Genomic DNA, 26,095 nt, shown 5'->3' on the forward strand with positions numbered 1-26,095 from the left:
CCGGCCGGAAGGGAGCGCCGGAGGTGTCGTACGGGCAGGCCGGGACCGCCGCGCCCTGCGCAGCGGCCGGTACGCGCTCGTCCGGTACGCACTCGGCCGGTACGCGCTCGTCCGGTACGCGCTCGTCCGGTAGGCGCTCGTCCGGTACGCACTCGGCCAGTACACGCTCGGCCGTGACGGCGGGCAGGCTGCGGGCCGGACCCGCCGGAAAGCGCTGTCCGGCTCAGCCCCCCATCGCCCCGGCTCCCGCTGCCCCGATCACCGTCCCCCTCCCCGCGTCAGTCCCCTCGCACCGGATCGCTGCCGTCCCAGCGGGCCCGCCGCAGGTCGAGGCGGGGTATGTGCCCCTCGGCCGACCGGGCGGCCTCCCGCAGCGGGGTGCCCTCCCGCCTGTAGTGCTCCATCGCGCGCAGCTCGGCGCCGGGCAGCAGGCGGCCGTCGGCGCGCACGACGCGCCACCACGGCACGGCGCCTCCGTACAGGGCCATCACCCGGCCCACCTGGCGCGGCCCGCCCACGCGCCACCCGGGGTCGTCCTCGCGGCAGCCTTCGGGCGGGTCCTCCCCCGCGAGCCACTCGGCGACGTCGCCGTACGTCATCACGCGGCCGGGCGGGATCAGCTCCGCGACTGCCAGTACGCGTTCCGCGTACACGGGGATCCGCTCTCCGCCGGAATCCGACGGGCCCCCGCCGCCCTTCCGGCGCCCGTCACCGCCGTGCCCACCGGGCTCACCGTCCCCGGAAAGCCCTCCCGTTTTCCCACTCATTCGGCCCATCCTGCACCATGCCACCGACAGTCCCCCGTGGCCTGCGCGGTTGCGCGCCGACGGCGTGCGCGGGCGGGCGCGGCGGCGTATGTTCCGTTTTCCGGCCCTTCGAAATGCACCCTGATGCCCCCCGCCTCCCCACGGCCATGCCACCATCTTCCGGGCGGTGACTGGTGATACGAGATCAAGAAGAGACGGCCGAACAGCAGGGTGCGGTGCCTCCGTGGGAGGCCGGCACCCCTGAGGCGCTGTCCACCGCCACCCCCGCCCGGGGGGACGGGAAGCAACGGGGGAAGCCGTCACAGGCTTCCGAGACCGAAAAGGCGAGCACGATCGAGAAGGCCGGAAGAGCCGACGAGTCCGGGAGCCCGGAGGGGCCGGACCAGCCCCGCCGGGCCGACACGGCGACCGCTTCCAGCGGAGCGGGGGGCGCGGCAGAAGAGGAATCCACGGCCGACGGGACCGCGGGGGCCGGACCGCCCGCACCGTCGGGGACGACCGGCACATCCACGCACGGAAAGTCCGGACCGGACCGGCCGAAGATGGACGGGCCGAAGGCGGACCGGCCCGAGCCCGACAGGCACATGCCCGACACGTCCAGGCCCGACCGGCCCAAGCTCGGCCAGTCGAAGGCGGACCGGCCGAGCCCCGGCAAGTCACAGCCGAAGAAATCCAAGCCCGACCGGCCGAAGACGGAAAAGCCGAGGTCGGGCGGCGCGTCGAAGGCGGAGAAGGCCGACCGCACCGCCCCGCCCTTCGACCACGTGGGCAGCGAGTTCCACGTGGACCAGGTCTCCGGTGACGAGCCGCTGCTCCCCGCCCGGGTGCACCGGCCCTCCGACCTGATGCGCCTGCTGCTGGGCATCGTCGGCATCGCGCTGGTGCTGCTGCTGGCCACCTTTGCGCACGGCACGACCCAGGGCCTCCAGCGCGACATCGGCGAGGGCGCCGGGCTGGCGCCGCGCCTGCTGATCAACTTCGCCGGGCTGGCATCGAGCGTGGCCGTGCTGATCGTGCCGGTGGCCTTCGCCGTGGAGCGGCTGATCAAACGCGACGGGCTGCGGATCGCGGACGGCGTGCTGGCGGCGGTCCTCGCGCACGGCGTCTCGCTGGCCACCGATCTGTGGGTGGCCGAGGCGGCCCCGGAGTCCATCCGGGTCGCGCTGACCCAGCCGCTGGCCAACGGCGGGCTGACCGCGCCGGTGCACAGCTATCTCGCGCCCGTCATCGCGTACATGACAGCGGTGGGCATGTCACGGCGCCCCCGCTGGCGGGTGGCGATGTGGTGCGTCCTGCTGCTGGACGCCTTCGCCGTGCTCGTCGGCCGCTACACGACACCGTTCGCCATCGTCACCACCATCCTCATCGGCTGGACGGTGGCCTTCGGGACGCTGTACGCGGTCGGCTCGCCCAATGTGCGCCCCACCGGCCAGAACCTCCTGGCCGGCCTGCGCCGGGTCGGCTTCCACCCGGTCAGCGCGGTGCGCGCGGAGGACATCGGCAACCCCGAGCACCCGGAGCACGCCGACCGGGGCCGCCGCTACATCGTCACCCTGGAGGACGGCCCGCCCATCGACGTGACCGTCGTGGACCGCGAGCGGCAGGCCCAGGGGTTCTTCTACCGGGTCTGGCGCCGGCTGTCGCTGCGCGGCATCAACCAGCGCCGCAGCCTCCAGTCGCTGCGCCAGGCGCTGGAGCAGGAGGCGCTGCTGGCGTACGCGGCCATCGCGGCCGGCGCCAGCGCCCCCAAGCTGATCGCGACTTCCGAGCTGGGCCCGGACGCCGTGATGCTCGTGTACGAGCACATCGACGGCCGGCCGCTGGACGCGCTGCCGGACGAGGAGATCACCGACGAGCTGATGCGCAACGCCTGGCGGCAGGTGGCGGCGCTCCAGTCGCGGCGCATCGCCCACCGGCGCCTGGTGGGCGACGCCCTCCTGGTGGATCGTTCCGGCAGCATCATCCTGACCGACCTGCGCGGCGGCGAGATCGCCGCCGGCGATCTCGTCCTGCGGATGGACATCGCTCAGTTGCTGACCACGTTCGCGCTGCGGACGGGCGCCGAGCGGGCGGTGGCCGCCGCCGTCGACGTACTCGGTCCGGACGCGGTCGCCGACAGCCTGCCGCTGCTCCAGCCGATCGCGCTCAGCCGCACCACCCGGTCCACGCTGCGCCAGCTGGCCCGCGAGCGCTCCGCGCGGGAGCGCGAAGCGGTCCTGGAGGCGTCGCGCGCCGCCAAGGAACGCAAGGCTGCCGAGGCCGCCCGACGGGGCGGCGCACACACACAGGAGCAGCCGACCAACCGCAAGGCAGCGCGCGCCGAGAAGAACGCCGAGCGGCGGGCCGTCGACGAGGCGCTGGAGGAGGCCCGCGAGGAGGACCTGCTCTCGCAGATCCGCCAGCAGGTGCTGCTGATCCGGCCGACCGCGCCGGTCGAGCCGGCCCGTCTGGAGCGGATCCGGCCACGCACCCTCGTCAGCTGGATCGCCGGCGTCTTCGCCGCGTACTTCCTGCTCTCGCAGATCACCCACGCCAACCTGGGCCAGGTGGTCGGCGAGGCGCAGTGGCTGTGGGTGGTGGCGGCGCTGGTCTTCTCGGCGCTGACCTACCCGGCGGCGGCGATGAGCCTGCTCGGCTTCGTCCCGGAGAAGGTGTCCTTCCTGCGGACGGTGACCGCGCAAGTGGCGGGCAACTTCGTCAAGCTGGTCGCGCCGGCCGCGGTGGGCGGTGTGGCGCTCAACGCCCGCTTCCTCCAGCGCTCCGGCATCCGGCCCGGCCTGGCGGTGGCGAGTGTGGGCGCGTCCCAGCTGTTCGGGCTGGGCTGTCACATCGTGCTGCTGCTGACCTTCGGCTATCTGACCGGCACCGAGCGCACGCCGTCGCTCTCGCCGTCCCGCGCGGTCATCGCGGGCCTGCTGACCGCCGCCGTGCTGGTCCTGGTGGTCACCGCCGTGCCGGTGCTGCGCAAGTTCATCGTGACGCGCGTGCGGTCGCTGTTCGCGGGCGTGGTGCCGCGGATGCTCGACGTCCTCCAGCGGCCGAAGAAGCTGGCGGTCGGCATCAGCGGAGCGCTGCTGCTCACAGCGGCGAACGTGATGTGCCTGGACGCCTCGATCCGCGCGTTCGGCGGGGGCGGGGAGCTGAGCTACGCGACCATCGCGGTGGTCTTCCTCGCGGGCAACGCGGTGGGCTCCGCGGCACCCACCCCCGGCGGCGTGGCCGCCATCGAGGGCTCACTGACCGTCGGCCTGACGCTGGCCGGACTGACCGGGGACATCGCCTTCCCCGCGGTACTGCTGTTCCGTCTGGTGACCTTCTGGCTGCCGGTGCTGCCGGGCTGGATCTCGTTCACGCACCTGACACGCATGCGGCAGATCTGACGGGCGTACGGCACGGGAGCGCACCCGGCGTGTGCGGCACGGGAGCGCGCATCCGGCACGTCCGGCACGGGCGCGCACGCCCGGCGCATACGCCGAGGGCCCGCACACCACCCGGTGTGCGGGCCCTCGTACACCGTGCGGAACCCCGCGCGGAATCCCGGTCAGTACACCGGCTTCTCCGGCTCGACCGTGTTCACCCAGCCGATGACGCCGCCGCCCACGTGGACCGCGTCCGCGAAGCCCGCGGACTTCAGGACGGCGAGGACCTCGGCGGAGCGGACGCCGGTCTTGCAGTGCAGGACGATCTTCTTGTCCTGCGGGAGGTCCTGGAGGGCGCTGCCCATCAGGAACTCGTTCTTCGGGATCAGCTTGGCGCCGGGGATCGAGACGATCTCGTACTCGTTCGGCTCCCGGACGTCGATGATCTCGATCTTCTCGTCCGCGTCGATCCACTCCTTGAGCTGCTGCGGAGTGATCGTGGAACCGGCCGCCGCCTCCTGGGCCTCCTCGGACACGACGCCGCAGAAGGCCTCGTAGTCGATGAGTTCGGTGACGGTCGGGTGCTCGCCGCAGACCGCGCAGTCGGGGTCCTTGCGGACCTTGACCTGACGGTACGTCATCTCCAGTGCGTCGTAGATCATCAGGCGGCCGACCAGCGGCTCACCGATGCCGGCCAGCAGCTTGATGGCCTCGTTGACCTGGATGGAGCCGATGGACGCGCACAGCACGCCCAGCACGCCGCCCTCGGCGCAGGAGGGGACCATGCCGGGCGGCGGGGGCTCCGGGTACAGGCAGCGGTAGCAGGGGCCGTGCTCGCTCCAGAACACCGACGCCTGGCCGTCGAACCGGTAGATGGAGCCCCAGACGTACGGCTTGTTCAGCAGCACGCAGGCGTCGTTGACCAGGTAGCGGGTGGCGAAGTTGTCCGTGCCGTCGACGATCAGGTCGTACTGGGCGAACAGCTCCATGACGTTGGTGGAGTCGAGGCGCTCTTCGTGCAGGTTGACCGTGACGTACGGGTTGATGCCCAGCACCGTGTCCTTGGCGGAGGCGGCCTTGGAGCGGCCGATGTCCGCCTGGCTGTGGATGATCTGGCGCTGGAGGTTGGACTCGTCGACCTCGTCGAACTCCACGATGCCGAGGGTCCCGACACCCGCCGCGGCCAGGTACATCAGCGCGGGCGAGCCCAGGCCGCCGGCGCCGACGCACAGCACCTTGGCGTTCTTCAGCCGCTTCTGCCCGTCCATCCCGACATCCGGGATGATCAGGTGGCGGGAGTACCTGCGGACCTCGTCGACGGTGAGCTCCTCGGCGGGCTCGACCAGGGGTGGCAGCGACACGGGGACTCCGTTGGTCGGTTCTCGATGGGCGACCCCCCGCCCCGGGCGGACCCGGCGCGGGGGACGGTGGTCTTTCCGTAACACTGCCACGCCCTTCTTCATTCCGAGACACCAGGTCCGATACGCGAGACGAATTCGTCCCAGTAGCCGGGCAGCGACTCCCAGGCGCCGCCGCCGCGGTCGGGCCGGTCGGTGAAGTAGACCGTCCCGGCGCCCTGCCAGCGGGCGATGCGCAGGGCTTCCTCCAGGTGCGTACGGGGAACGCCGTGCACCAAGTGGCAGAAGCGGCCGGCCGGATACCCGGCGGTCCACTCGGCCACCTGCGACCAGCGGTAGTCGGACCAGCGCCCGGCGAAGGTGACGAGCTGGTCGGCGGCGTCCGCGTAGCCGGGATCCGGGTGCCGGCCGTGCCCGGTGACCAGGTGCGCGCCGTCCCGCAGGGCCCGCAGGGTGGTGGTCAGCCGCCGGGTCCCGGACAGCAGTGTCCGCTCTGTGGGACAGCGGTCCAGATAGAAGCCGTCGACCTTGTACCACTCCAGGAAGCGGTGCGCGTCGGAGACCAGCTCCCCGAAGGGACGGGTCCCGTGCTCCAGGTCGAGGTGGCCCAGCAGCCGGGCACCCGCGTCCCGCAACTGGGCCGCGGCGGGCAGACAGTACGGGTCGGGCCGGGCCCCAGGGCCCCGGGCGACGTTGAGCACCACCCAGTGCAACGCCGTCGCGGCGCCCCGCGGACCCGGCGCCCGGCCTGCTCCCCCGGTGCAGGCCAGGCCTCGGGAGAGCCGCAGCAGTTCGGCCCACTCCGTGGGAGCCATCAGCGGGTGGGCGAACCCGGGCACGCCGACGCCCAGCGGCGCGGCACCGGTCGTGGCGCTCCCGCCGTCCACCGGGGTCGTCAGATACGGCATGCGGCCTCCATCCAGATGTCGGCGAGAGACTCCTCCAGCCCGATCCGGGGCCGCCACCCCAGACGGTCGCGAGCGGTGCGCACGTCCGCCTGCTGCCAGCTCCCGCACCCGTCCGGATAGGGATACGCGGGGGGGATGGCGCCGTGTTCAGATGTCGGCCCCGGAATCGCGAGCCGGGCCGTGGCGGGGCCGCCGCCCGGGTAGCCGGGCGGGGTGTCCAGTTCGTGGAGCGAGCCGCCGAACCCGGCGACGCGCGCGAGCAGGGCCGCCGCCTCGCGCAGCCGTACGGCGTGCCCCGTACCGATGTTGACCACGCCCTGCGCGGCGGAGAGCGAGGCGGCGTGCACGGCCCGCGCCACGTCCCGTACGTCCACGAAGTCGCGCTGTACGCCCAGGCCGCCCAGCTTCAGTTCGGTGTCGCCGGACTGCATCGCGCGCCGCATCGCCTCCGCGAGGCGGCCCAGCGGCGAACCGGCCGGGGTGCCCGGGCCGACCGGCGAGAAGACCCGCAGCACGACGGCGTCCAGGCCGGAGCCGAGGACCAGTTCGGTGGCGGCGAGCTTGCTGACGCCGTACGGGCCGCCGGGGCGCGGGACGGCGTCCTCGGCGGTCGAGGAGCCGGGCTGCGAGGGACCGTACTCGGAGGCGCAGCCCAGGTGCACGAGCCGGGCACCGCAGCTGCTGCGCCGCAGCGACTCGCAGACGGTGGCGACCGCGACGGTGTTGTGCCGGGTCAGGTCGCGGGCGCCGCCCCGGGTGGTGCCCGCGCAGTTGATCACTACGCCGGGGTGGACGGCGTCCAGGAAGCGGGTGAGCGCTCCCGGGCTGCCGGAGGCCAGGTCGAAGCGGACGTCCGCGTCGTCGCCGCGCCCGAGGGCGGTCAGCTGGACGGCGGGGTCGGCGAGCAGCCGGTCGGCGACATAGCGCCCGAGGTACCCGTTGGCACCGATGAGCAGCACCCTCATCGCGCGACCCCCCGGTCCCGGTGTGCTTCGGTGGGCTGGACGTTCATGATCTTGTTCTCCTCGTGCAGGGAGTTGGGGGACGTGGTGCGACAGGGGCGGCCATCGCCACCTCGGGGGCCGGGAAATGGCGGTGTGCGCCGTGCGGAGGGCGGCGGACGTCCGTACGGGGACGGCCGGCGCCACGGGAGCGCGGCAGGCGTACCACCGGTGCCCGCGCGCCCGCCCGGGGTACCGGCGTGCGCGCAGACGGTGATGGCACGCGCGCCGGGGATGGTGGCGTGCGCGCCGGTGGCAGTGGCGTGCGTATCGCGGGTGGCGACGTGTGTGGGGTCATGGCCGGTCCGCCTCCGCCGGTGGGGCGGCGGGAGCCGCGACGGGGTCCGGGGCGTGCGCCGAGGCGCCGGTCAGGGCGCGCAGCGCGTACAGCAGCAGGCCGACGGCGGGCAGCGCGCAGGCCACGGCCGGTACGGCGGGCGGGCCGAGGAGGGTGACGGCGGCTTCGGCCGGCTTGCCGAGCGGCGCCAGGCCCGGCAGCCGGGCGGCCGCTGCGGAGGCCAGGGCGGCGGCCTCCAGCGCGACGGCGGCGGCCGGTCCCGCGGCGGCAGCGGCGGGGAAGCCGTGCCGGGCGAGCAGCCGCGCCAGGAAGAACAGGAGGCCGAGGGCCGTGGCGGCGGCCACCGGTCCCGCTCCCCCGTCGCCGACGGCGGCGCCCACGGCGGCCGACAGGGCGGGCAGCGTGGCGAGTTGCATCGTCACGGCCACCAGCAGCAGCGGCCGTACGCGTGAGCCGAAGACGGTCAGGCTCCGGCTGTCCGCCAGTCGGCGCCGCGCGCGGACCGCGAACCAGTGCGCGCACCAGGCGGCGGGCACGACGGCACACGTCAGGGCCAGGACGGTACCGGTGGCGAACTGCGGGCGTACGGACGAGAGGTCGGGGCCACCGGCCAGCAACTGCCGCAACAGCCAGTCGCCGCACAGCGCGTATCCGGCCAGCCAGCAGGTCCACAGCCCGGCGGTGCGCGCGGACGGATACCGCGCGCGCAGTGGCCCGTGGCGGACACACAGGCGCAGGGCCAGGATGACCAGGCACGCTCCGGCGGCAGCGACGGCCGTCCGGATGACCGAGGTTGACGGCGCGTCAACCCAATCCGTCGGTACGGGAGTGGGCGCGTCGGCGGTCGCGGCGACGGCGGCCATGGTCACCGCGCACAGGGCGCCGGGCAGCAGGTGCAGTGCGGCCCGGACGCCCCGCCCGTGCCGCACGGGCTCGGGCGCGGGCGCGTCGGGCGGCGCCTCGGCGCGCGGGACCCGGGCGTACAGCTCCTCGGCCAGCGAGAAGACGTCGCGGTGGCGGAAGCGGGCGGCCGTGCGGTCGGTGACGCCGTGTGCCTCCAGCCCGGCGGCGATCTCCATCGGGTCGACGGCGAGCTCGCACAGCGTCCGGTGCCGGTGCATCAGCGTCTTCACGGGGTCGGCGGGGCCGTGGCGGGTGGGGATGGGGGTGGAGGTGGTGGTGGAGGTGGGACTGGGGGTGGAGGTGGGAGTGGAGGCGGGGGGCTCCTGGGCTGGTCGGGTCGGCCAGGTGAGGGGCTGGGGGGAGGGATGGGGCTGGGGCCCGGCCTGGGGCTGGGTCCGGGGCTGGGGCGTCGGCCCGGTGGGTCCGGTGCCGGTTTCGGCAGTGGTCACGGCCGCGCTCCTCTCTGGCGGCCGGCACCGGTGACCGTTCCGGCGGCGGCAGGTTCGGCGGGCCGCGGGTGGGCGGCAGCCGGTTCGGCGGGCCGCGGGTGGGCGGGGCCGGTGGTGGGCGGGCGCTCGCCTTCCAAGCGCTCGCCTTCCAAGCGCTCGCCTTCCAAGCCCCCGCTTCCCAAGCGCTCGTCTCCGGCGGGCCGGCGGGCCGCGCGCGGCGCGCTGTCCCCGTCCGGGGCCGGGTCGGCCCAGCTCGGGGTGCGGCCGGTCGGCGGCGCGGGCTGTCCGGTGCCGCGCATCGCGGCCCAGCGGCCCGGCACATGAGCTTCCGCGGGACTGGCGAACAGACGGGGCGCGCCGTCCCGGCCCGGTGCGGCGCCGACGGCCGGACGGCACGGTGTTCGGGCCATCAGCTCCAGGTAGATGCCACGAAATGCCGCGAGATTCTGTTCCACCGTGAACAGTTCGTGTGCGCGGGCGCGCGCGGCGGCGCCCAGCCGGGCGCGTCTGCCGGGGTCGCGGAGCAGCGCGAGGCACGCGTCGGCGAGCGCGCGCGGGTTGCGGGGCGGTACGACCAGGCCCGTACCGCCGATGACCTCGCACACCGCGCCGACGTCGGTGGAGACCGTGGCCCGGCCGCTGAGCATCGCCTCTACCAGGGAGCGCGGGAAACCCTCCGCCACGCTGGAGAGGACCAGCACCGCGCCGGCCGCGTAGGCGTCCTGCGGGCGGGGCGCGTACGGGCCGCCGATCTCCTCGAAGGAGACCGGGTTGTCCCCCGCGCTGCACGCGTCGGCGGCCTCGTCGGGAAAGAGCTGGGCGGCCAGTGCCCGGCAGTGCGCCAGGTAGGCGGCGTCGTCCGGACCGGTGCCCGGCGCGCCGACGATGCGCAGGGTGGCGGCGGGCTCCGCCCGGTGGACGCGCGCGAAGGCGTGCAGCAGGCAGACGAGATCCTTGGCGGGCTCGACGGTGCCGGTCCACACCAGCGTCGCGCAGTGGTCGGCCACGGCGTCCGGGACGGCGGTGAAGCCGTCGGCGTCCATGCCCGGGTGGACCGTGCGCAGGCGCTCCGGGTCGGCGCCACAGCGCTCCTGCCAGCGCCGGATGTGGGCGTTGCCCGGGACGACGAGCGCGGCCCGGGCGTACGTCTCGGCGGCCAGGGCGATGTCGAAGGCGCCCAGCAGGGCCCGTACGGGGGCGCTGAGCTGCGCTCCGGCGCGCGCGAGGTAGTGCTCGCGCAGCCGCACGCCGTACTCGGTGAGCAGGAGAGGCGTACCGAAGAAGCGTTTGGCCAGCAGCCCGGGGAGGGCGGCGGGGCCGCCGGTGGCGGCGTGGCAGAGGTCGACGGTGGCGAGCGCACCGCCTGCGGGTACGTCACCGGCGCCGAAGGCGTACGCGCTGCCGGGCGCATCGCCGTACCAGTCGAGGGAGAGGGGACGCAGGGCGCGCTCCAGCTCCTCGGACACGGCGAGCAGGTCGCTCACGCGCGCGCCGTGCGCGGCGCGCGGTGCGCCGGGGGCGCGGCAGGCGGTCTCCAGGAGGCGTACGGCCTGTTCGGAACGGAGGAGTGCGGGCAGGCGGCCCTGTGTGCGGGCCAGCTCGGCCAGCCCGTAGAGCCCGGCGGCGAAACGGTCCGCCTGATCCTCGCGCGGCTCGTCACCGGCCCCCGCCGACGCACGGGGGAAGGCCGACGCACGGGTGAAGGCTCCCCCGCCCGCCTCCTCAGCGGCTCGTACGCCGGGAACCCGTACCGAAGTGAACCCCGCCACCAAGTCGGCGAAGCACACGGCGAACCGCCGTCGCGCAAGCCGCCCGCGCGCCCGCGCGCGCCGCTCCCCCGGTCGCCACACCAGCGGGGCGGGAAGCTCCCCGTACAGCGGAGCGGTCCGCACCGTCCGGCCCCGGTACGGGTCGCCGCCGGGGCCGCGGACGAGGCTGTAGACCTCTAACTCGTGGCCGGTGAGCCCCCGCACGAGCCGGTCGCACCACGGACGCGTCTCACCGGACGCATCCGGTGCGCCACTCTCGGTGAGCAGAGCGATGCGCACGGGTGCACCCCCGTTCTCCCTGATAGGTGTCGGACGACGACGGCCGCCCCCGAGGGGCCCGCCGCTACTTGCAGGAAGAAGCTACGCAGAGTTCGCGGTGACACGACGGACGGTTGTCCGTCGCGCCACCGGAAGGGGTGAAGAGACGTAACTTTCCACCCCGTTGGGCGTTCTGGCGCGCTATGTGACCGTCACGCCGCGGCCCGCAGGGCCCGGCGGTCGGCCGACACCTCCGGGTCGAGCACCGGCACCGCCGCCAGCAAGCCCTTCGTGTACGGGTGCGCGGGGCGCTCGTACACCTCGTCCGTGGGGCCCTCCTCCACGATCCGGCCGCCGCGCATCACCGCGACCCGGTCGCTGACCTCCCGCACCACCGCCAGGTCGTGCGCGATGAAGACCAGCGCCAGGCCCAGGTCCCGCCGCAGTTCGCCGAGGAGTCCGACGATCTGCGCCTGGGTGGTGACGTCCAGCGCCGAGACCGGCTCGTCGCAGACCAGCACCCGGGGACCGGGGGCGAGCGCCCGCGCGATGCCGACGCGCTGCCGCTGTCCGCCGCTGAACTCGTGCGGGTAGCGGTGGTACCACGCCGGGTCCAGGCCGACCCGCTCCAGCAGTTCGCACGCCCGGCGCACCACGCGCGCGTCGTCCCGGTCGCCGGCCGCGCGCAGCGGGTCGGCGACCGACTCGCCGATGCTGCGCCGCGGGTTGAGCGAGGACACCGGGTCCTGGAAGACCATCTGCAGCTCGCCGCGGAACGGCCGGAGCCGGCGGTCACCGAGGGCGCCGATGTCGTGGCCCCGGTAGCGCAGGGTCCCGGCGGTCGGGTCCAGCAGCCGTACGAGCATCCGCCCGAGCGTCGTCTTGCCGCTGCCCGACTCGCCGACGAGGCCGACGGCCTCTCCCTCCCGTACGGTCAGCGAGACGTCGTCCACCGCGGTCGTACGGTTGCGCCTGCCGCCGAACTCCCGCCGCAGCCCGGCGGCTTCGAGCAGGACGCCGTCCCCGCCGCCGGCGGCCGGCCCGCGGCGTACGGCCGGTCCGGCGTCCACCCTGGGCACCGCCGCCAGCAGTTCCTTCGTGTACGGCTCGCGCGGCGTGCGCAGCACCTCGCCGACGGTGCCGTGTTCCACCGCCCGGCCGCCGCGCATCACGAGCACCTCGTCCACGCTGCCCGCGACCACCCCCAGGTCGTGGGTGACCAGCAGCAGTCCCATGCCGGTCTCGGCCCGCAGGTCGTGCAGCAGGTCGAGGATCTGCGCCTGCACGGTCACGTCCAGGGCGGTGGTCGGCTCGTCGGCGATCAGCAGGCGCGGTTCGCAGGCGAGCGCCATGGCGAGCAACGCGCGCTGGCGCATGCCCCCGCTGAATTCGTGCGGCCGCGAGCGGGCGCGCCGGGGGGCGTCCGCGATGCCGACGCGCTCCAGCACCTCGACGGCGCGGGCGCGGGCCGCGCGCCGGGAGACGTCCGGCCGGTGCACCCGGTACACCTCGGCTATCTGGTCGCCGATCGCGTAGTACGGGTCGAGGGACGACAGCGGGTCCTGGAAGACCATCGCGGCCCGGCCGCCGCGCAGCCGCCGCAGTTCGCGCTCGTCCGCCGCCCGTACGTCCGTACCGGCGACCCGTACCGTACCGGCGACCCGCGCTCCGGTCCCCCGGTGCAGGTCCAGCAGGGCGGCCGCGACGGTGGACTTGCCGGAGCCGGACTCGCCGACGATGCCCAGGGCGCGGCCCGGGGCGAGCGTGAAGGAGAGGCCGTCCACGGCCTGTACGGCGGAATCGCCGTCGCCGTCGGCGGGGAAGGCGACCGACAGGTCCCGGACTTCCACCAGGAGGTCCGCCGCCGCTCCGGAAGCGTCAGCGGGACGCGTGTCCGGGGAGGTCACGCCGGGAGAGGTCATGTCAGGGCCACCCTTCGGTCGGCGAGTGCGTAGAGGATGTCCGCCGCCAGGTTGGCGACGACGACGGCCGCGCCGGTGCCCAGCACCACCCCGACGACCACGGGCAGATCGACGACCCGCACCGAGTGCACCAGGAGCTGTCCGATGCCCGGCAGCCCGAAGAGCGTCTCGGTGAGCATGGCGCCGCCGAACATCGTGCCGAGGTCGATCGCGGTGAGCGCGATGACGGGCGGCAGGGCGCCGCGCAGCGCGTGCCGGGTGACGACGGAACGTTCCCGCACGCCATACGCGCGGAAGGTGCGGATGTGGTCCTCGGCCAGTGTCTCCAGCGTCGAGGCGCGGGTCAGCCGGGCGTACTTGGCGGATTCCAGCAGCGCCAGCGCCGTCCAGGGCAGCAGCAGGTTCCAGGCCCACTGCTCGGGGTCCTCGGACAGCGGGACGTAGGAGGGGAACGGCAGCCACCGCAGGTACGCGCAGAAGAGCATCAGCAGCAGGAGCCCGGTGATGAAGACCGGGGTGGCGGTGCCGACGAGGGTCAGGCCGGTCAGGACGCGTTCCGTCGTGCCGCCGCGGCGCAGCGCGGACAGCAGCCCGGTGCCGACGCCGAGCAGCAGCCAGAGCACCATCGCGCCGAAGGCGAGCGACGCGGTGACCGGCAGCCGGTCGCCCAGCAGCTCGGTGACCGGGGTGCTGTTCTGGTAGGAGAGGCCGAGGCAGGGCGCGTCGCAGTGCAGCACGGCGGTGCCGGACGAGAAGTCGCGGCCGGCCACCAGCCCCTGGAGGAAGTGCAGGTACTGGGTCAGGACCGGGGCGTCCAGCTCCAGGCGTTCGCGCACCTGCTGGATCTGGCCGGGGTTGCAGCGCGGGCCGCAGGCCAGTTTGGCGGGGTCGCCGGGTGCCACGTAGAAGAGCGCGTAGACGGCGACCGTCAGCAGGAAGAGGACGGCGAGCGCGCCGCCCAGCCGGCGCAGGGCGTAGCCGGTCATACGGCTGCCTCCTTCTCATGGGCGGCGGCCGCGAGCCCGGTGGCGGCGGCCGCGGACCCGGTGGCGGCGGCCGGGTCGATGGACCGCCCCGTACGGGTGCCGACCCGCAGCCGGGACCGCTCGCGCGGATCGAGCGCCGTGCGGACCGCGTCGCCGAGCACGGTGAACGCCAGGACGGTGACCAGCAGGCAGCCCGCCGGGAGCAGGACGTACACCGGGTCGGCCCGGAACCAGGTCGTCGCGGTGGACAGCATCTGGCCCCAGGACGCGGTGGGCGGTCTGACGCCGATGCCCAGGAAGGACAGCGACGCCTCCGCCACGATGTTGCCGGGCACCAGGACCGCCGCGTAGGTGATCACCGGTGCGGCGAGCGCGGGCAGCAGTTCGCGGCGCGCGACGCGCAGCGGCCCCGAGCCGCCCAGCCGGGCCGCCGCCACATGGTCCAGCTTCTTCAGGGCGAGGGTGCGGGCGCGCACGATCCGGGAGGTGCCGACCCAGCCGAGCAGCCCGATGACCAGCACCAGCAGCAGCGGGCGGGGGAATCCGGCGGGCACGATCGCGGTCAGCGCGATGGCGATGACCAGCATGGGCAGCGCGGTCAGCACCTCGGTGAACCGGGAGAGCACCTGGTCGGCGAGCCGGTGGCCGAGGCCCGCGGCGAGGCCGACCAGCAGTCCGGCCAGGACCTGTACGGCCGTGGCGCCGAGCGCGATGAGCAGCGAGACCCGGGCCCCGTACAGCAGCCGCGCGAACATGTCCCGGCCGGTGCCGGGTTCGACGCCCAGCCAGTGGTCGCCGCTGATCCCGCCGTACGGGCCGAGCGGCACGCCGCCGCGCGCCGAGTCGATCAGGTCGTCGTGGTACGTGGTCGGGTCCTGGCCCTCCAGTGCCGCGAGCAGCGGGGCGGCGAGGGCGAGCAGGACGAGCGCGAGGAGGACGGCGGCGGAGGCGACGGCGGCGGGCCGCTGCCGCAGCCGCCGCCACACCGCTCCGCGTCGCCGGAGCGTCACTTCGGGGGCCGTCGTCACTTGACCGCGACCTGCGAGATGTCCAGCACGCCGTCCCAGTCGCTGATGACGACGTTCTTGATGTCCTTGCCGTACAGGCGCTTGTAGACCGGGTGGAACAGCGGTACGGACAGGGCCCGCTCGCCGATCTTCTCGTCCAGCGCGCCCCACCGCTTCGCCGCCGCCGTCAGGTCGGTCAGCTTGTTGATCTCGTCGATCTCGTGGTTGACCGCCGGGTCGTCGAGCTGCGCGTGGTTGAAGTTCGAGGCGTCGCGGACGATCTGCCGGCCGTCGAAGACGGGGGCGAGGAACGGGCCGCCGGACGGCCAGTCCGCTCCCCACCCGCCGATGAACAGGCCCGGTTCGTCGTCGACGCTGTGCACCTTCTCCGTGTAGTCGTTGTCCTCCAGCCCCTGGAGCTTGACGGTGATACCGGCCTTCTTCAGGGCTTCCTGGACGGCGGTGGCGATTTCCGGGCTGGTCGCGAAGTCCTTGGCGGTGGAATGAGTGAGGGTGATGCTCAGCCCGTTCCCGTAACCGGCCTCCTTGAGCAGTTCCCTGGCCTTCGCCGGATTTCCGGTACGGCCGGCCGGGAACGGGTCGTACGGGGTGTGGCCGAAGGACGCGCCGTTCGGGAGGAAGGTGGTGGCCGGTTCGGCGAGCGCGGAGCCGCCCGCGGCGTTCACCACGCTCTGCCGGTTGACGGCGTAGGCGACGGCCTGGCGCACCTTGGGGTTGTCGAAGGGCTTCACCTTCGGGTTGAAGGCGAGGTAATTGGTGTAGCCGAAGTGGCCGGTGCCGACCCGCTTGCCGAGTTCCTCGTCGCCGCCGATCTGCGCGAGTTCGGCCGGGCCGAGGTTGGTGTCGGTGGTCACCGCGGCGGCGTCCGGACCGGCTCCGGTGGCCAGCCGCTGGTTGATGACCGCGGAATCCAGGCCGGATCTCACGTCGATGGTGTCGGGGTAGGCGTGCCGCTCGGAGTCGGTTTTCTCGGACCAGTGCGGATTGCGCTTGAGAACGAGGTGTTCACCGTCGCCGGTGTTCTGCACGACTCTGTACGGGCCCGAGGAGACCGGGTGTTCCTCGTACTTCGTACCGATGTCCTTGGCCTTCGGCACCGGTGCGAACTGCGTTTGCGTGGCGAGCAGCGGGAATTCGCCTTCGGGCTTCTTCAGGTGGAAGACGATGGTCTTCGCGTCCGGCGTCTCGATGGACTTCAGCCCGTCCTCGCTCTTGTCCTTGTACGGCCCCTGGTAGCTTTCCCCGCCCACCAGCCAGTCCCGCAAATAGGGCGCGCCGCCGGAGAGTTCGGCGGCGAACGAGCGCTCGATGCCGTATTTGATGTCGGCGCTGGTGATCGGCGAGCCGTCCTCGAACTTCAGGCCGTCCTTGAGCGTGTACGTCCACACGGTGGCGTTCTCGCTGGGGCGGCCGGTGTCGGTGGCGAGGTCCGGTACGGCCTTGGCACCGGCCGCGCCGTTCTCCCGGTTGCGGGTGGTCAGCGTACGGAAGACCAGCGTCGGTACCTTGCCGCCGCCGGAGGTGTAGAGGCGCGCCGGGTCGAAGTTGGTCTGCGGCTGCGAGTTGAGGACGGTGAGCGTGCCGCCCTCGGCCGGCGCGGCGTCCGCGCCGTCGCCCGCGGCGGCGTCCTTGGGGCCGCAGGCGGTGGCTCCGGCGGCGAGCGCGACGGCCACCGCGATGGCGGCCGCGCGCCTGGCGCCCGCCCGGCCGGCGGGAGGGAGGTGACGGGAACGGAACGTCTCGGACATGACGGTGGGTGCCTTTCGCGGCGGGACGTACCCGAGGAAGGCGGCCGCGAGGGCGCGGTGAGGCGCGGGACCGCCCCTGCGGACACGTTCGGGTGAGATACGTGAGGACGCGGGGGGACGCCCCGGCCCGGGGTCACACGGCGCCGCGGTGGGTTACGGTCCCGAGGTGCACGGGCCGTCGCGGCGCGCTTCCGCGCGGCCGGGGACGGGCCTCAGCGACAGTGGATGTCGGCCACGGACTGCCCGGACACGCCGATCAGCGCCAGCTCGAAGGCGGCGCGCTCGTAGGCGGTGGCAGGGTGCGGCATGGGCATGAAGACATCACGAACGGGCGGGCGCTGGCAAAAGCGTCCCGGAGTGGGAGACGAACCGTCTCACCCAGCGGTCAGCGTCCGTCCGGGAACGGCCAGGCGTTGGGCCGGCAGGTGGCTCCGTCAGTGGTCAGGAACTTGGTCTGCTGCATCATCACCGGCGCCAGGGCGCCCTGCCGCGCGCAGCTCTCGTGGTTGTGCCCGAGCCGGTGGCCCACCTCGTGGTTGATGAGCATCTGCCGGTAGGCGTGCATCTTGTCCGGCCCGTAGGTCCTGGCGCCCTGCGCCCACCGGTACGCGTTGATCATGACGCGTTCGGTCGCCGCGGAGTCGCACGACACGTTGTCCTCGGTCGTGTCGAGCCCGGACTTGGCGCACCACTTGGCGGTGGTGCCCGGGCTGGCCAGTGTGATGACGAAGTCCGCGCGGCCGGAGCCCACCCGCTGGAAGGTGCGCTGCCCGCCGTGCGCCCAGCTGCGCTCGTCGTTGAGCGTCTTGTGCACCGCGTCGGCGAACAGCTGCCCGTCGAGGTCCATGCCCTCCTCGACGTCGACCCGGTAGCGCCAGACCCGGCCGTGGCCGGGCGCCTTGGCGTCCCCTCCGGCCGGCTTGAACCGCCCGGAGGCCGTCAGCTTCTCGTCCAGCGGGAAGACCTGCGCCATCTTCTGGTCGTACGTGGCGGGCACCGCCTGCTGCGTCGGCCGGGTGTGCGAGCGCGAGGCCCCGGCACCGTCGGCCGTGCGGTCCCCCTCGCCCAGCGCCTGCGGCTTGCCGTCGTCCTGCTGCTGCTCGGCGACCTGCCCGGCCACCACGACCGCGAGCACGGTCGTCACGGCCGCCGCGGCGACCCCGGTGAACGTACGGCCCTTGGCGCCCTTCTTGCCGGGGCCGGACCGGTGCCCGTCGGCGTCGAGTCCGCCGAGGTCCAGGTCCTCGTACGGTTCGCCGTGCGCCCCGTCGGCCGCGTACGCGAAGCCGTCCGGCCGCCCGGCGGGGCGCACCGGTCCGCGCTCCGGGGCACCGGCCGCGAACACATCGTCGTCCACGTCCTCGACACCGCCGGACCGGTACCCGCGCGGCATGCGGTCGAAGGCGTCGACGTACTCCTGGCGCGGCGCCGGGACGCGGCCCCGGGAGGCGAGCGGCGCTCCGAGCGGTCCCGTGCCCGCGCCCATGGTGGTGGGTCCGCTGGGGGACGTACCGCCAGGAATCGGGCCGTCGGCGGCAGTGGCCGGACCGCTGGAGGCCGTGGTCGGGCCGCCGGCGGCCGGCCCGGGGGCGGGCCGGGCTGTGGCGCCCTCGTCGACGTCGTTCCCGAAGGGGGCGAAACCGTGTGCCGGGGTGGCCGAGCCGGACGGCGCGGAGGGCGTCGAGCGCGGCCCGCCGCGCGGATGCGGCACACGCGGGGGACTCTGCCGGGTGCTCTGCGGAGTGCTCTGCGCCGTCTCCGGTACCGGGTTGCGTGCCGACGTACGCGCCGGTTCGTGCCCGGGCGCGGGATGGCCGAATCCGTACCGGAGTGCGCCCTGCGCGGGCTCGCGCTCGGGCGCGCGCTGCTGCGGCATCGGCCGGAACGCTCCGTGCGCCGCCGTGCCCCTGGGTGCGCTCCGGACGGCGCCCGCCTCGGCGGACGCACCGCCGTCGGCCTCCGTCCCGGCCTGCGCCCCCGCCGCTGTCCCGGCCTCTGTCTCCGCCGCGGCCTGCGCGCCGCGGCGCCGACGGCCCGTGCCCGGCCCGGGAGCGGGTACGGCGCCGACCGCCGCGCCGGGCCCGCTCGCGCCGTCCACCCCACCTATTCCGGAGGTGTCACCGGCGGTTGCGGCCGGGCCCCGGCGGCTGTGACGTCCCACTCGGCCTGTCAGCTCCTACCCACGTCGCCGGACACGGCCCCGGCGGCGGACCGTACCGCCCCGGCGCTCCCGTCCGGCCCGGCCGCGCCCCGCGCGGCCGCTTCGTCGTCCAACAGCTCGCGGAAGGCCCGCGCCACCGTTTCCGGGCACTCCATCATCGCCACGTGCCCCGCCTCCGGCAGCGTCAGCAGCCGCGAGCCGCGGAACGCGGCGGCCGCCCGGCGTGCCATACGGAAGGAGACCAGGCGATCGCGCCCACCGTAGACGAGAAGCGTGGGCGCGAGCACCCGCTGCGCCTGCCGCCACAGATTGTGCTGCCCGCCGAGCGTGTACGCACTGACGATCCCGCGCGCGGAGCGCGTCATCACCTCCCAGAAGTAGGGAAGTTCGAGGCGCCGTGCGTATTCCTCGGCGGCGGCGGTGAAGCCGTCCGGGGTCACCAGGGCGGGGTCGCCGTAACAGAGGGCCAGCACCTCGCGGGTGCGCCGCTCCGGCGTCCAGTCCTTGGTCAGCCTGCTGAACAGCCGGGTCACGCCCGGCACCGCCAGCAGCCCGGTCGGCACCGCCGACAGCTGCGGCCGCAGCTCGGGCAGCGCGGGCGAGATCAGCGTCAGGGTCCGCACCAGGTCCGGGCGGACCGCCGCCACGCGGGTGGCCGCCGCGCCGCCCATCGAGTTGCCGACCAGGTGGACGGGGCCGCGGCCGCTCGCGTCCAGGTAGCGGATGACCGCCCGCGCCTGCGCGGAGACCGAGTAGTCGCCGTCGTCCGGCGGCGGCGCGTCGCCGAAACCGGGGAGGTCCAGCGCCTCGCCGTCGACCCGGTCGGCCAGCAGCGGCATCAGCGCGGACCAGTTCTGGGACGAGCCGCCGAGGCCGTGGACGTACAGCGCGGGCGGCAGTCCGGCGCGTCTGCCGGGCACTCCCCGCACGCTCAGCGTCAGGCCGGGCAGGGTCACGGAACGCACCGTCTCCCCCGCGCCGACGCGCGAGGGACGGCCCGCCGGGGGCACCGGGAGCACGGCGCGGGTGTCCGGCGATCCGGTCGACTCCGTCGAAGACATGCGTCGATGTTACGAGACGATCACGCCGCCGATCGTGTGTTCGCGCTCACACACCACATCGCATTTCGGAACCCGCTCTCTTAGGCTCGGGCGTGAAGGGCACCCGTGTGATGAGCGCTCGCGTGCGGACGCTCGCCCTGGCCTCCGTAGTACGTGAGAGAGAGGGAGCCACCATGCCCGTCGACCCGACCGACCCGGACACCTTCGAGGACGAGACGGACACCACGGAATTCGACGTCGAGGCGCCCGAGGCGGACGCCGCCGAGCAGCACGCGGACGTCGGCCGCCCGCAGGACGCCCCGCTGACCGGCATCGACCCGGCCGCCGCGAACGAGGCGGACGTCGCCGAGCAGGCCCGCGTCGTGGAACTCGACGAAGACGATTACCGATGATCTGGGGCCATATGTCGGCTTCCCACAGCGTTCCGCGGCATATTTTCTCGCCCGCGACCGCGCGCTGCCGGGTTACCCAAAAGTACGATGGCGGGCGCGGCGCGTGCGTACGCCGTGGACGGAACAACACCTGGGAGGCAGCGTGAGCGCCATCGAGCAGACCGAGGCGGCTCGCCCGCGGGGCACGCGCCTGCCACGCCGGGCCCGGCGCAACCAGCTCCTGGGCGCGGCCCAGGAGGTCTTCGTGGCGCAGGGCTACCACGCGGCCGCGATGGACGATATCGCCGAGCGCGCCGGCGTCAGCAAGCCCGTGCTCTACCAGCACTTCCCGGGCAAGCTCGACCTCTACCTCGCCCTGCTGGACCAGCACTGCGAGGCGCTGCTCCAGTCGGTGCGCAGCGCGCTGGCCTCGACGACCGACAACAAGCAGCGCGTCGCCGCGACGATGGACGCCTACTTCGCGTACGTCGAGGACCCGGGCGGCGCCTTCCGCCTCGTCTTCGAGTCCGACCTGACCAACGAGCCCGCGGTGCGGGAGCGGGTGGACAAGGTCTCCCTGGAGTGCGCCGAGGCGATCAGCGAGGTCATCGCCGAGGACACCGGCCTGTCCAAGGACGAGTCGATGCTGCTGGCCGTCGGGCTGGGCGGCGTCTCCCAGGTGGTCGCGCGCTACTGGCTCTCCTCGGAGAGCACCGTGCCGCGCGAGACCGCCGTCCAGCTGCTGACCTCGCTCGCCTGGAAGGGCATCGCGGGCTTCCCGCTGCACGGCGCCGACGGGCAGTAGCACCGGCGCGGGCCGGGTGTGGGCACCGCAGCGGGCCGGTGAGCGCCACTGCGGGCCGGTGAGCCGGACGCTCCGAGGCCGCCTCCGGCGGTCGCCGCGCCGTCCGGGTGTTCGCTGCGGGCGTGCTCCGCGGCGTCCTGTCCGTCCGCGTACCGGGCTAATGTGTGCTGGGTACGGCGCGGATCACCGCGCACCTGCCCCATGGCCCGGCCAAGGGGAACCGAGACCGTCGGAGGGACAAAGCCGTGGAGGTCAAGATCGGCGTGCAGCACGCGCCCCGCGAGATCGTTCTGGAGAGCGGGCAGACCGCCGAGGACGTCGAGCGAGCGGTGGCGGACGCACTGGGCGGCAAGACGGAACTGCTGAGCCTCGTGGACGAGCACGGCCGCAAGGTCCTGGTCCCGGCGGACCGGCTGGCCTACGTGGAGATCGGCGAGCAGACCACGCGCAAGGTCGGTTTCGGCACGCTGTAGTCGGCCGCGGGCCCTGGGAGGCCCGCGCGCACGCGTCACGAGCGGCGGCCCGGAGAGAGCGTTCTCCGGGCCGCCGCTCGTCGTGCGAGAACCCCCGCCGACCGGGTGCGCCGACGAGGGTTGCCGCGCATTCCCGCTGGGTACGACGGCCTACGACCGATTTGTGTCGTCCAACCGGTCGCTACCGCGGGAGGGATAAACCATGGTCTGGGAAGCTCTCGGTTCCGTGCTCGTCGGACTCGTCATCGCGCTCGCCGCCACCCACTGGCTGCCCGGCCGCTTCCCCGCCCGCGTCCTGACCCTGGCGACCGGCCCCGCCGCGGCCCTCCTCGGCGCCTTCCTCGCCCACTCCATCCTGGGCCCGGGCCACGCCGTCCACACCCTGCTGGCCGCCGCGGCGCTCGGCGCGGCGATGCTGTCGCTGCTGGTGCGGCCGCGCGGCCGGCTGGTGCGCGGGGTGGCGGAGCGGAGCCTGTCCGGCGTGTGAGAACGGGCCGGCCGCCACGCACGCGACCGGCCCGCCCAGTTGCCCCGCGGGGGTTACGCGGCCAGCCCCAGCGCGGCCATCCGCTTGGTGTGCGCCTCAGTGATCCGCGAGAACATCCGCCCGACCTCCGCCAGGTCGAACCCGTCGGCGACGCCGCCGACCAGCATCGTGGACAGCGAGTCCCGCTCGGCGACGACCCGCTGCGCCTGGGACAGCGCCTCGCCCATCAGCCGCCGCGCCCACAGCGCGAGCCGCCCGCCGACGCGCGGGTCGGCCTCGATGGCGGCCCGTACCTTCTCGACCGCGAACGTCGCGTGCCCGGTGTCGTCGAGGACGCCGAGGACCAGGTCGCGGGTGTCGGAGTCGAGCCGGGCGGCCACCTCGCGGTAGAAGTCGCTGGCGATCGAGTCGCCGACGTACGCCTTGACCAGGCCCTCCAGCCAGTCGGACGGCGCGGTCTGCCGGTGGAACTCGTCCAGCGCCGCGGCGAACGGCTCCATGGCCTCGTTCGGCTCCGCCTCGATCTGCGCGAGCCGGTCCCGCAGCCGCTCGAAGTGATGGAATTCGGCCGACGCCATTTTGGCCAGCTCCGCCTTGTCGTCCATCGTCGGCGCCAGCTTCGCGTCCTCCGCGAGCCGCTCGAAGGCGGACAGCTCCCCGTAGGCGAGCGCCCCGAGCAGGTCGATGACGGCGGCCCGGTACTGCGGTTCCTCGGAGGCCGCGGCCCAGTCCTGGGCGGCGATCCCGGTGTGCTTCTGCGCGTCGTCGGCGGTCTGCGCTGCGTTGTCAGGCGTCTCCATGAAGCGCACAATAGCCCGCCCCGCAACCGGGGGAAGTGGCTGGTCAGCCACTCCCGTCCCACCCGACCGAACGATTGCCCGGACACACGTCTGGCCATCCGGGGTATGGTGGTAATGCGCCCGCCGAGTATCGGTGGGTTGTTCCACGCATGCGGATGCCCGGTCGGTGGCCCGATCGGCTCCAACCCGACCGCCCTCTTTCGCGGCGCGTACGCGACGTACGCACAGCGGGAGGGACACCGCTCGCGGTTCGAGTGCTTGCGCGAAGGCAGTGGTCCCGCGCCGTCCCGGCCGATCGAGGCCGGCCCGTACGAAACCGTGCGAGGCGCGGTACGACCCCCTTGGCCGCCTCGTGCCGCGTCTCACAGAAGAGGCAAGATTCTGTCTACGTTCCGAGAGCTCGGGATCCTCCCCGAGACCGCCGAGGCCCTGGAAGCCGTCGGCATCACCTCCCCCTTCCCCATCCAGGAGATGACGCTCCCCGTGGCCCTGTCGGGCTCCGACGTCATCGGCCAGGCCAAGACCGGCACCGGCAAGACCCTGGGCTTCGGCCTCCCCCTGCTGGAGCGCGTCACCGTCCCCGCGGACGTCGAGGCGGGCCGGGCCAAGCCCGAGCAGCTGACGGAGGCCCCGCAGGCCCTCGTGGTGGTTCCCACCCGCGAACTGTGCCAGCAGGTCACCAACGACCTCCTGACCGCCGGCAAGGTCCGTAACGTACGGGTGCTGTCGATCTACGGCGGCCGGGCGTACGAGCCGCAGGTCGAGGCCCTGAAGAAGGGCGTCGACGTGGTCGTCGGCACCCCGGGCCGGCTGCTGGACCTGGCGGGCCAGAAGAAGCTGAACCTCTCGCACGTCAAGGCGCTCGTCCTGGACGAGGCCGACGAGATGCTGGACCTGGGCTTCCTGCCGGACGTCGAGCGCATCATCAACATGCTGCCGGTGCGCCGCCAGACCATGCTGTTCTCCGCGACCATGCCGGGCGCGGTCATCGGCCTGGCCCGCCGCTACATGTCGCAGCCCACGCACATCCGCGCCGCCGCGCCGGACGACGAGGGCAAGACCGTCGCCAACATCAAGCAGCACGTCTTCCGCGCGCACTCGATGGACAAGCCGGAGATGGTCGCCCGCATCCTCCAGGCGGACGGCCGCGGCCTGGCGATGATCTTCTGCCGGACGAAGCGGACCGCCGCCGACATCGCCGAGCAGCTCACCCGCCGCGGCTTCGCGGCCGGCGCGGTGCACGGCGACCTCGGCCAGGGGGCGCGCGAGCAGGCGCTGCGCGCGTTCCGCAACGGCAAGGTCGACGTGCTGGTCTGCACCGACGTCGCCGCCCGCGGCATCGACGTCGAGGGTGTGACGCATGTCATCAACTACCAGTCCCCCGAGGACGAGAAGACCTATCTGCACCGGATCGGCCGGACCGGCCGCGCCGGCGCCAAGGGCATCGCGGTCACGCTGGTCGACTGGGACGACATCCCGCGCTGGAAGCTGATCAACAAGGCGCTGGACCTGCCGTTCGACGAGCCGGAGGAGACGTACTCCACCTCCCCGCACCTCTACGAGCTGCTGGAGATCCCCGAGGGCACCAAGGGCGTCCTGCCGCGCGCGGAGCGCAAGCGCGCCGGGCTGGCGGCGGAAGAGGTCGAGGACCTGGGCGAGACGGGCGGCCGCGGCCGCGGTCCGCGCCGGAGCGCCCCCGTCGAGGAGGAGCGCCCGCGCCGCACCCGTACGCCGCGCCAGCGCCGGCGCACGCGGGGCGGAGCGCCGGTGGACGAGTCCGGCGCGCCCGCCGCTTCCGGTACTCCCGCCGCTTCCGGTACGGCCGAGGGCGGCAGCGCCGCCACGGACGGGCCGCGCCAGCCGCGCCGCCGCCGTCGTACGCGCGGCGGTTCCGGCGGCGCTCCGGCCGCCGCCGTGACCCCGGCCCGCGACGGGGCGGCTCCGGCCGCCGAGAGCATCGCGTCGGAGGCCGCGCAGGCCGACGCCACCGCGGCGCCGTCCAAGCCGCGCCGCCGCCGTACGCGGGGTGGCGCGGACGCCGCCGCCAAGGCGGAGGCGGCCGGTACGACGGCCGCCGTCGCCGTGGACACGGCCGAGGGCTCCGCCGAGACCGTCAAGGTCCCGGCCCAGGCCACCGCCGAGGCCACGGTCGTCACGGAGGCGCCGGCCGTCGCCGAGCCCGCCGCGGACGAGGCCCCCGCGAAGTCCCGCCGCCGTACGCGCAGCACCAAGCCCGCGGCGGAGACCGCCGTGGAGTCGGCGGAGAGCGTGGCGGCCGCCCCGGAGGCCGTTACGGAGACCGCCGCGGACGAGGCCCCGGCCAAGCCGCGCCGCGCCCGCAAGACCGCTGCCAAGAAGACCGAGACGGCTGCCGAAGCCGTCGAGTCCGCGGCGGAGACGCTCGCGGAGGAGGCTCCGGCCAAGCCGCGCCGCACGCGCAAGACGGCCGCTGCCAAGAAGGCGGAAGCCGCGGCCGACACCGCCGAAGCCGCTGAGGCGGCCGCGGAAGAGGCTCCGGCGAAGCCGCGCCGCACGCGCAAGACCGCTGCTGCCAAGAAGGCCGAAGCCGCGGCCGACAGCGCCGAAGGCGCGCAGGTCGTCGCGGAGTCGGTCGCGGAGGAGGCTCCGGCCAAGCCGCGCCGCACCCGTAAGACGGCCGCTGCCAAGAAGGCCGAGGCCGCGGCCGACACCGCCGAGGGCGCCGAGGCCGTCGCGGAAGAGGCTCCGGCGAATCCGCGTCGCACCCGTAAGACGGCCGCTTCCAAGAAGGCGGAAGCCGCGGTCGACACCGCCGAGACGGCTGAGACCGTCGCGGAGGAGGCGCCTGCCAAGCCCCGCCGTACGCGCAAGACCGCCGCCGCGAAGAAGGCCGAAGCCGCCGTCGACGCGGCCGAAGGCCCGGACGCGGCAGCGGAGCCGGTCGCGGAGGAGGCTTCGGCCACGCCGCGCCGCACGCGCAAGACCGCGGCCAAGAAGGCCGAGGCCGCTGCCGAAGCCGCTGAGCCTTCGGCGGACGACGCGGCTGCCAAGCCCCGCCGTACCCGCAAGGCCACCGCCGCGAAGGCCGAGGCGGCCCCGGCCGCCGACACCGCCGCGGACGAGGCGCCGGCCAAGCCCCGGCGCACCCGTAAGACGGCGGCCAAGAAGGCCACCGCGGAGGCTTCGGCCGAAGGCTGATCCCGA

At 74.2% G+C, this 26,095-nt stretch carries 20 protein-coding genes; 6 read left to right on the forward strand and 14 right to left on the reverse strand.

The window, feature by feature from the left end; all coding sequences use genetic code 11:
- Positions 1 to 278: 278 nt before the first annotated feature.
- Entirely contained in the window at positions 279 to 767 is a 489-nt protein-coding gene (locus tag CP973_RS33875; protein ID WP_425282047.1) for an MGMT family protein, read from the reverse strand.
- A 584-nt stretch (positions 768 to 1,351) separates the two neighbouring features.
- Here CP973_RS33875 and CP973_RS33880 point away from each other — a divergent pair.
- Complete coding sequence (locus CP973_RS33880) at positions 1,352 to 4,147, forward strand: lysylphosphatidylglycerol synthase transmembrane domain-containing protein (protein ID WP_244410181.1); 2,796 nt, start codon at positions 1,352 to 1,354, stop codon at positions 4,145 to 4,147.
- Between the two features lie 161 nt (positions 4,148 to 4,308).
- Here CP973_RS33880 and moeZ read toward each other — a convergent pair whose 3' ends face one another.
- The 12 genes from moeZ to CP973_RS33935 all read right to left on the reverse strand — a co-directional run bounded on the left by moeZ (position 4,309) and on the right by CP973_RS33935 (position 19,976).
- Positions 4,309 to 5,487: an adenylyltransferase/sulfurtransferase MoeZ gene (moeZ, locus tag CP973_RS33885; protein WP_150247652.1), complete on the reverse strand. Its 1,179-nt coding sequence runs from the start codon at positions 5,485 to 5,487 to the stop codon at positions 4,309 to 4,311.
- Between the two features lie 98 nt (positions 5,488 to 5,585).
- A complete protein-coding gene (locus CP973_RS33890; RefSeq protein WP_150247654.1) occupies positions 5,586 to 6,392 on the reverse strand; it encodes a spherulation-specific family 4 protein in 807 nt (268 codons plus the stop codon).
- Complete coding sequence (locus CP973_RS33895; RefSeq protein WP_150247656.1) at positions 6,380 to 7,357, reverse strand: NAD-dependent epimerase/dehydratase family protein; 978 nt, start codon at positions 7,355 to 7,357, stop codon at positions 6,380 to 6,382. The genes CP973_RS33890 and CP973_RS33895 overlap by 13 nt, the downstream gene beginning before the upstream one ends.
- 330 nt (positions 7,358 to 7,687) lie before the next feature.
- On the reverse strand, positions 7,688 to 9,043 hold the full coding sequence (locus tag CP973_RS33900; protein ID WP_280119046.1) for a hypothetical protein: 1,356 nt from the start codon (positions 9,041 to 9,043) through the stop codon (positions 7,688 to 7,690).
- Positions 9,040 to 11,091, reverse strand: coding sequence for a glycosyltransferase (locus tag CP973_RS33905; RefSeq protein WP_150247657.1), 2,052 nt, complete (start codon positions 11,089 to 11,091; stop codon positions 9,040 to 9,042). The genes CP973_RS33900 and CP973_RS33905 overlap by 4 nt, the downstream gene beginning before the upstream one ends.
- A gap of 191 nt (positions 11,092 to 11,282) precedes the next feature.
- The gene (locus CP973_RS33910; RefSeq protein WP_150247659.1) at positions 11,283 to 12,992 is read right to left on the reverse strand and encodes a dipeptide ABC transporter ATP-binding protein; all 1,710 of its coding nucleotides are present in this window, start codon (positions 12,990 to 12,992) and stop codon (positions 11,283 to 11,285) included.
- Positions 12,989 to 13,978 (reverse strand): ABC transporter permease, encoded by a 990-nt coding sequence (locus CP973_RS33915; protein ID WP_150247661.1) that lies wholly within the window; start codon positions 13,976 to 13,978, stop codon positions 12,989 to 12,991. The genes CP973_RS33910 and CP973_RS33915 overlap by 4 nt, the downstream gene beginning before the upstream one ends.
- Positions 13,975 to 15,006, reverse strand: coding sequence for an ABC transporter permease (locus CP973_RS33920; protein ID WP_150247663.1), 1,032 nt, complete (start codon positions 15,004 to 15,006; stop codon positions 13,975 to 13,977). Before CP973_RS33920 ends, CP973_RS33915 begins: the two co-directional genes overlap by 4 nt.
- The gene (locus CP973_RS33925; protein WP_150247665.1) at positions 15,003 to 16,754 is read right to left on the reverse strand and encodes an ABC transporter substrate-binding protein; all 1,752 of its coding nucleotides are present in this window, start codon (positions 16,752 to 16,754) and stop codon (positions 15,003 to 15,005) included. Before CP973_RS33925 ends, CP973_RS33920 begins: the two co-directional genes overlap by 4 nt.
- 212 nt (positions 16,755 to 16,966) lie before the next feature.
- Positions 16,967 to 17,062 (reverse strand): Ms4533A family Cys-rich leader peptide, encoded by a 96-nt coding sequence (locus CP973_RS41685; RefSeq protein WP_341874884.1) that lies wholly within the window; start codon positions 17,060 to 17,062, stop codon positions 16,967 to 16,969.
- A gap of 77 nt (positions 17,063 to 17,139) precedes the next feature.
- Positions 17,140 to 18,630: a DUF3152 domain-containing protein gene (locus tag CP973_RS33930; RefSeq protein ID WP_244410182.1), complete on the reverse strand. Its 1,491-nt coding sequence runs from the start codon at positions 18,628 to 18,630 to the stop codon at positions 17,140 to 17,142.
- A 293-nt stretch (positions 18,631 to 18,923) separates the two neighbouring features.
- Positions 18,924 to 19,976 carry an alpha/beta fold hydrolase gene (locus tag CP973_RS33935; protein WP_150247671.1) on the reverse strand — a complete coding sequence of 351 codons (1,053 nt, stop codon included), beginning with the start codon at positions 19,974 to 19,976 and terminating at the stop codon, positions 18,924 to 18,926.
- A 173-nt stretch (positions 19,977 to 20,149) separates the two neighbouring features.
- On the opposite strand from CP973_RS33935, the gene CP973_RS33940 reads away from it, so the two are divergent.
- The 4 genes from CP973_RS33940 to CP973_RS33955 all read left to right on the forward strand — a co-directional run bounded on the left by CP973_RS33940 (position 20,150) and on the right by CP973_RS33955 (position 22,112).
- The gene (locus CP973_RS33940) at positions 20,150 to 20,368 is read left to right on the forward strand and encodes a hypothetical protein (protein ID WP_150247673.1); all 219 of its coding nucleotides are present in this window, start codon (positions 20,150 to 20,152) and stop codon (positions 20,366 to 20,368) included.
- 142 nt (positions 20,369 to 20,510) lie between these two features.
- Positions 20,511 to 21,152 carry a TetR/AcrR family transcriptional regulator gene (locus CP973_RS33945; protein ID WP_003987008.1) on the forward strand — a complete coding sequence of 214 codons (642 nt, stop codon included), beginning with the start codon at positions 20,511 to 20,513 and terminating at the stop codon, positions 21,150 to 21,152.
- 245 nt (positions 21,153 to 21,397) lie between these two features.
- Positions 21,398 to 21,625: a DUF3107 domain-containing protein gene (locus tag CP973_RS33950; RefSeq protein WP_003987009.1), complete on the forward strand. Its 228-nt coding sequence runs from the start codon at positions 21,398 to 21,400 to the stop codon at positions 21,623 to 21,625.
- 202 nt (positions 21,626 to 21,827) lie between these two features.
- Positions 21,828 to 22,112, forward strand: coding sequence for a hypothetical protein (locus tag CP973_RS33955; protein WP_150247674.1), 285 nt, complete (start codon positions 21,828 to 21,830; stop codon positions 22,110 to 22,112).
- A gap of 53 nt (positions 22,113 to 22,165) precedes the next feature.
- Here the strand turns inward: CP973_RS33955 and CP973_RS33960 are convergent, their stop codons facing one another.
- Positions 22,166 to 22,921 (reverse strand): ferritin-like fold-containing protein, encoded by a 756-nt coding sequence (locus CP973_RS33960; RefSeq protein ID WP_150247676.1) that lies wholly within the window; start codon positions 22,919 to 22,921, stop codon positions 22,166 to 22,168.
- Between the two features lie 462 nt (positions 22,922 to 23,383).
- On the opposite strand from CP973_RS33960, the gene CP973_RS33965 reads away from it, so the two are divergent.
- The gene (locus CP973_RS33965) at positions 23,384 to 26,089 is read left to right on the forward strand and encodes a DEAD/DEAH box helicase (RefSeq protein WP_244410183.1); all 2,706 of its coding nucleotides are present in this window, start codon (positions 23,384 to 23,386) and stop codon (positions 26,087 to 26,089) included.
- Positions 26,090 to 26,095 lie beyond the last annotated feature (6 nt).

The sequence above is a fragment of the Streptomyces albofaciens JCM 4342 genome (assembly GCF_008634025.1).
Classification (GTDB): domain Bacteria; phylum Actinomycetota; class Actinomycetes; order Streptomycetales; family Streptomycetaceae; genus Streptomyces; species Streptomyces albofaciens.

Coding starts and splice junctions, on each gene's coding strand:
- CP973_RS33915 (WP_150247661.1), bottom strand. CDS start 13,978: ATGACCGGCTACGCCCTGCGCCGGCTGGGCGGCGCGCTCGCCGTCCTC.
- CP973_RS33890 (WP_150247654.1), bottom strand. CDS start 6,392: ATGCCGTATCTGACGACCCCGGTGGACGGCGGGAGCGCCACGACCGGT.
- CP973_RS33925 (WP_150247665.1), bottom strand. CDS start 16,754: ATGTCCGAGACGTTCCGTTCCCGTCACCTCCCTCCCGCCGGCCGGGCG.
- CP973_RS33910 (WP_150247659.1), bottom strand. CDS start 12,992: ATGACCTCTCCCGGCGTGACCTCCCCGGACACGCGTCCCGCTGACGCT.
- CP973_RS33965 (WP_244410183.1), top strand. CDS start 23,384: ATGACGCTCCCCGTGGCCCTGTCGGGCTCCGACGTCATCGGCCAGGCC.
- CP973_RS41685 (WP_341874884.1), bottom strand. CDS start 17,062: ATGCCGCACCCTGCCACCGCCTACGAGCGCGCCGCCTTCGAGCTGGCG.
- CP973_RS33935 (WP_150247671.1), bottom strand. CDS start 19,976: ATGTCTTCGACGGAGTCGACCGGATCGCCGGACACCCGCGCCGTGCTC.
- CP973_RS33940 (WP_150247673.1), top strand. CDS start 20,150: ATGCCCGTCGACCCGACCGACCCGGACACCTTCGAGGACGAGACGGAC.
- CP973_RS33930 (WP_244410182.1), bottom strand. CDS start 18,630: ATGCCGCAGCAGCGCGCGCCCGAGCGCGAGCCCGCGCAGGGCGCACTC.
- CP973_RS33895 (WP_150247656.1), bottom strand. CDS start 7,357: ATGAGGGTGCTGCTCATCGGTGCCAACGGGTACCTCGGGCGCTATGTC.
- CP973_RS33880 (WP_244410181.1), top strand. CDS start 1,352: ATGCCCGACACGTCCAGGCCCGACCGGCCCAAGCTCGGCCAGTCGAAG.
- CP973_RS33955 (WP_150247674.1), top strand. CDS start 21,828: ATGGTCTGGGAAGCTCTCGGTTCCGTGCTCGTCGGACTCGTCATCGCG.
- CP973_RS33875 (WP_425282047.1), bottom strand. CDS start 767: ATGAGTGGGAAAACGGGAGGGCTTTCCGGGGACGGTGAGCCCGGTGGG.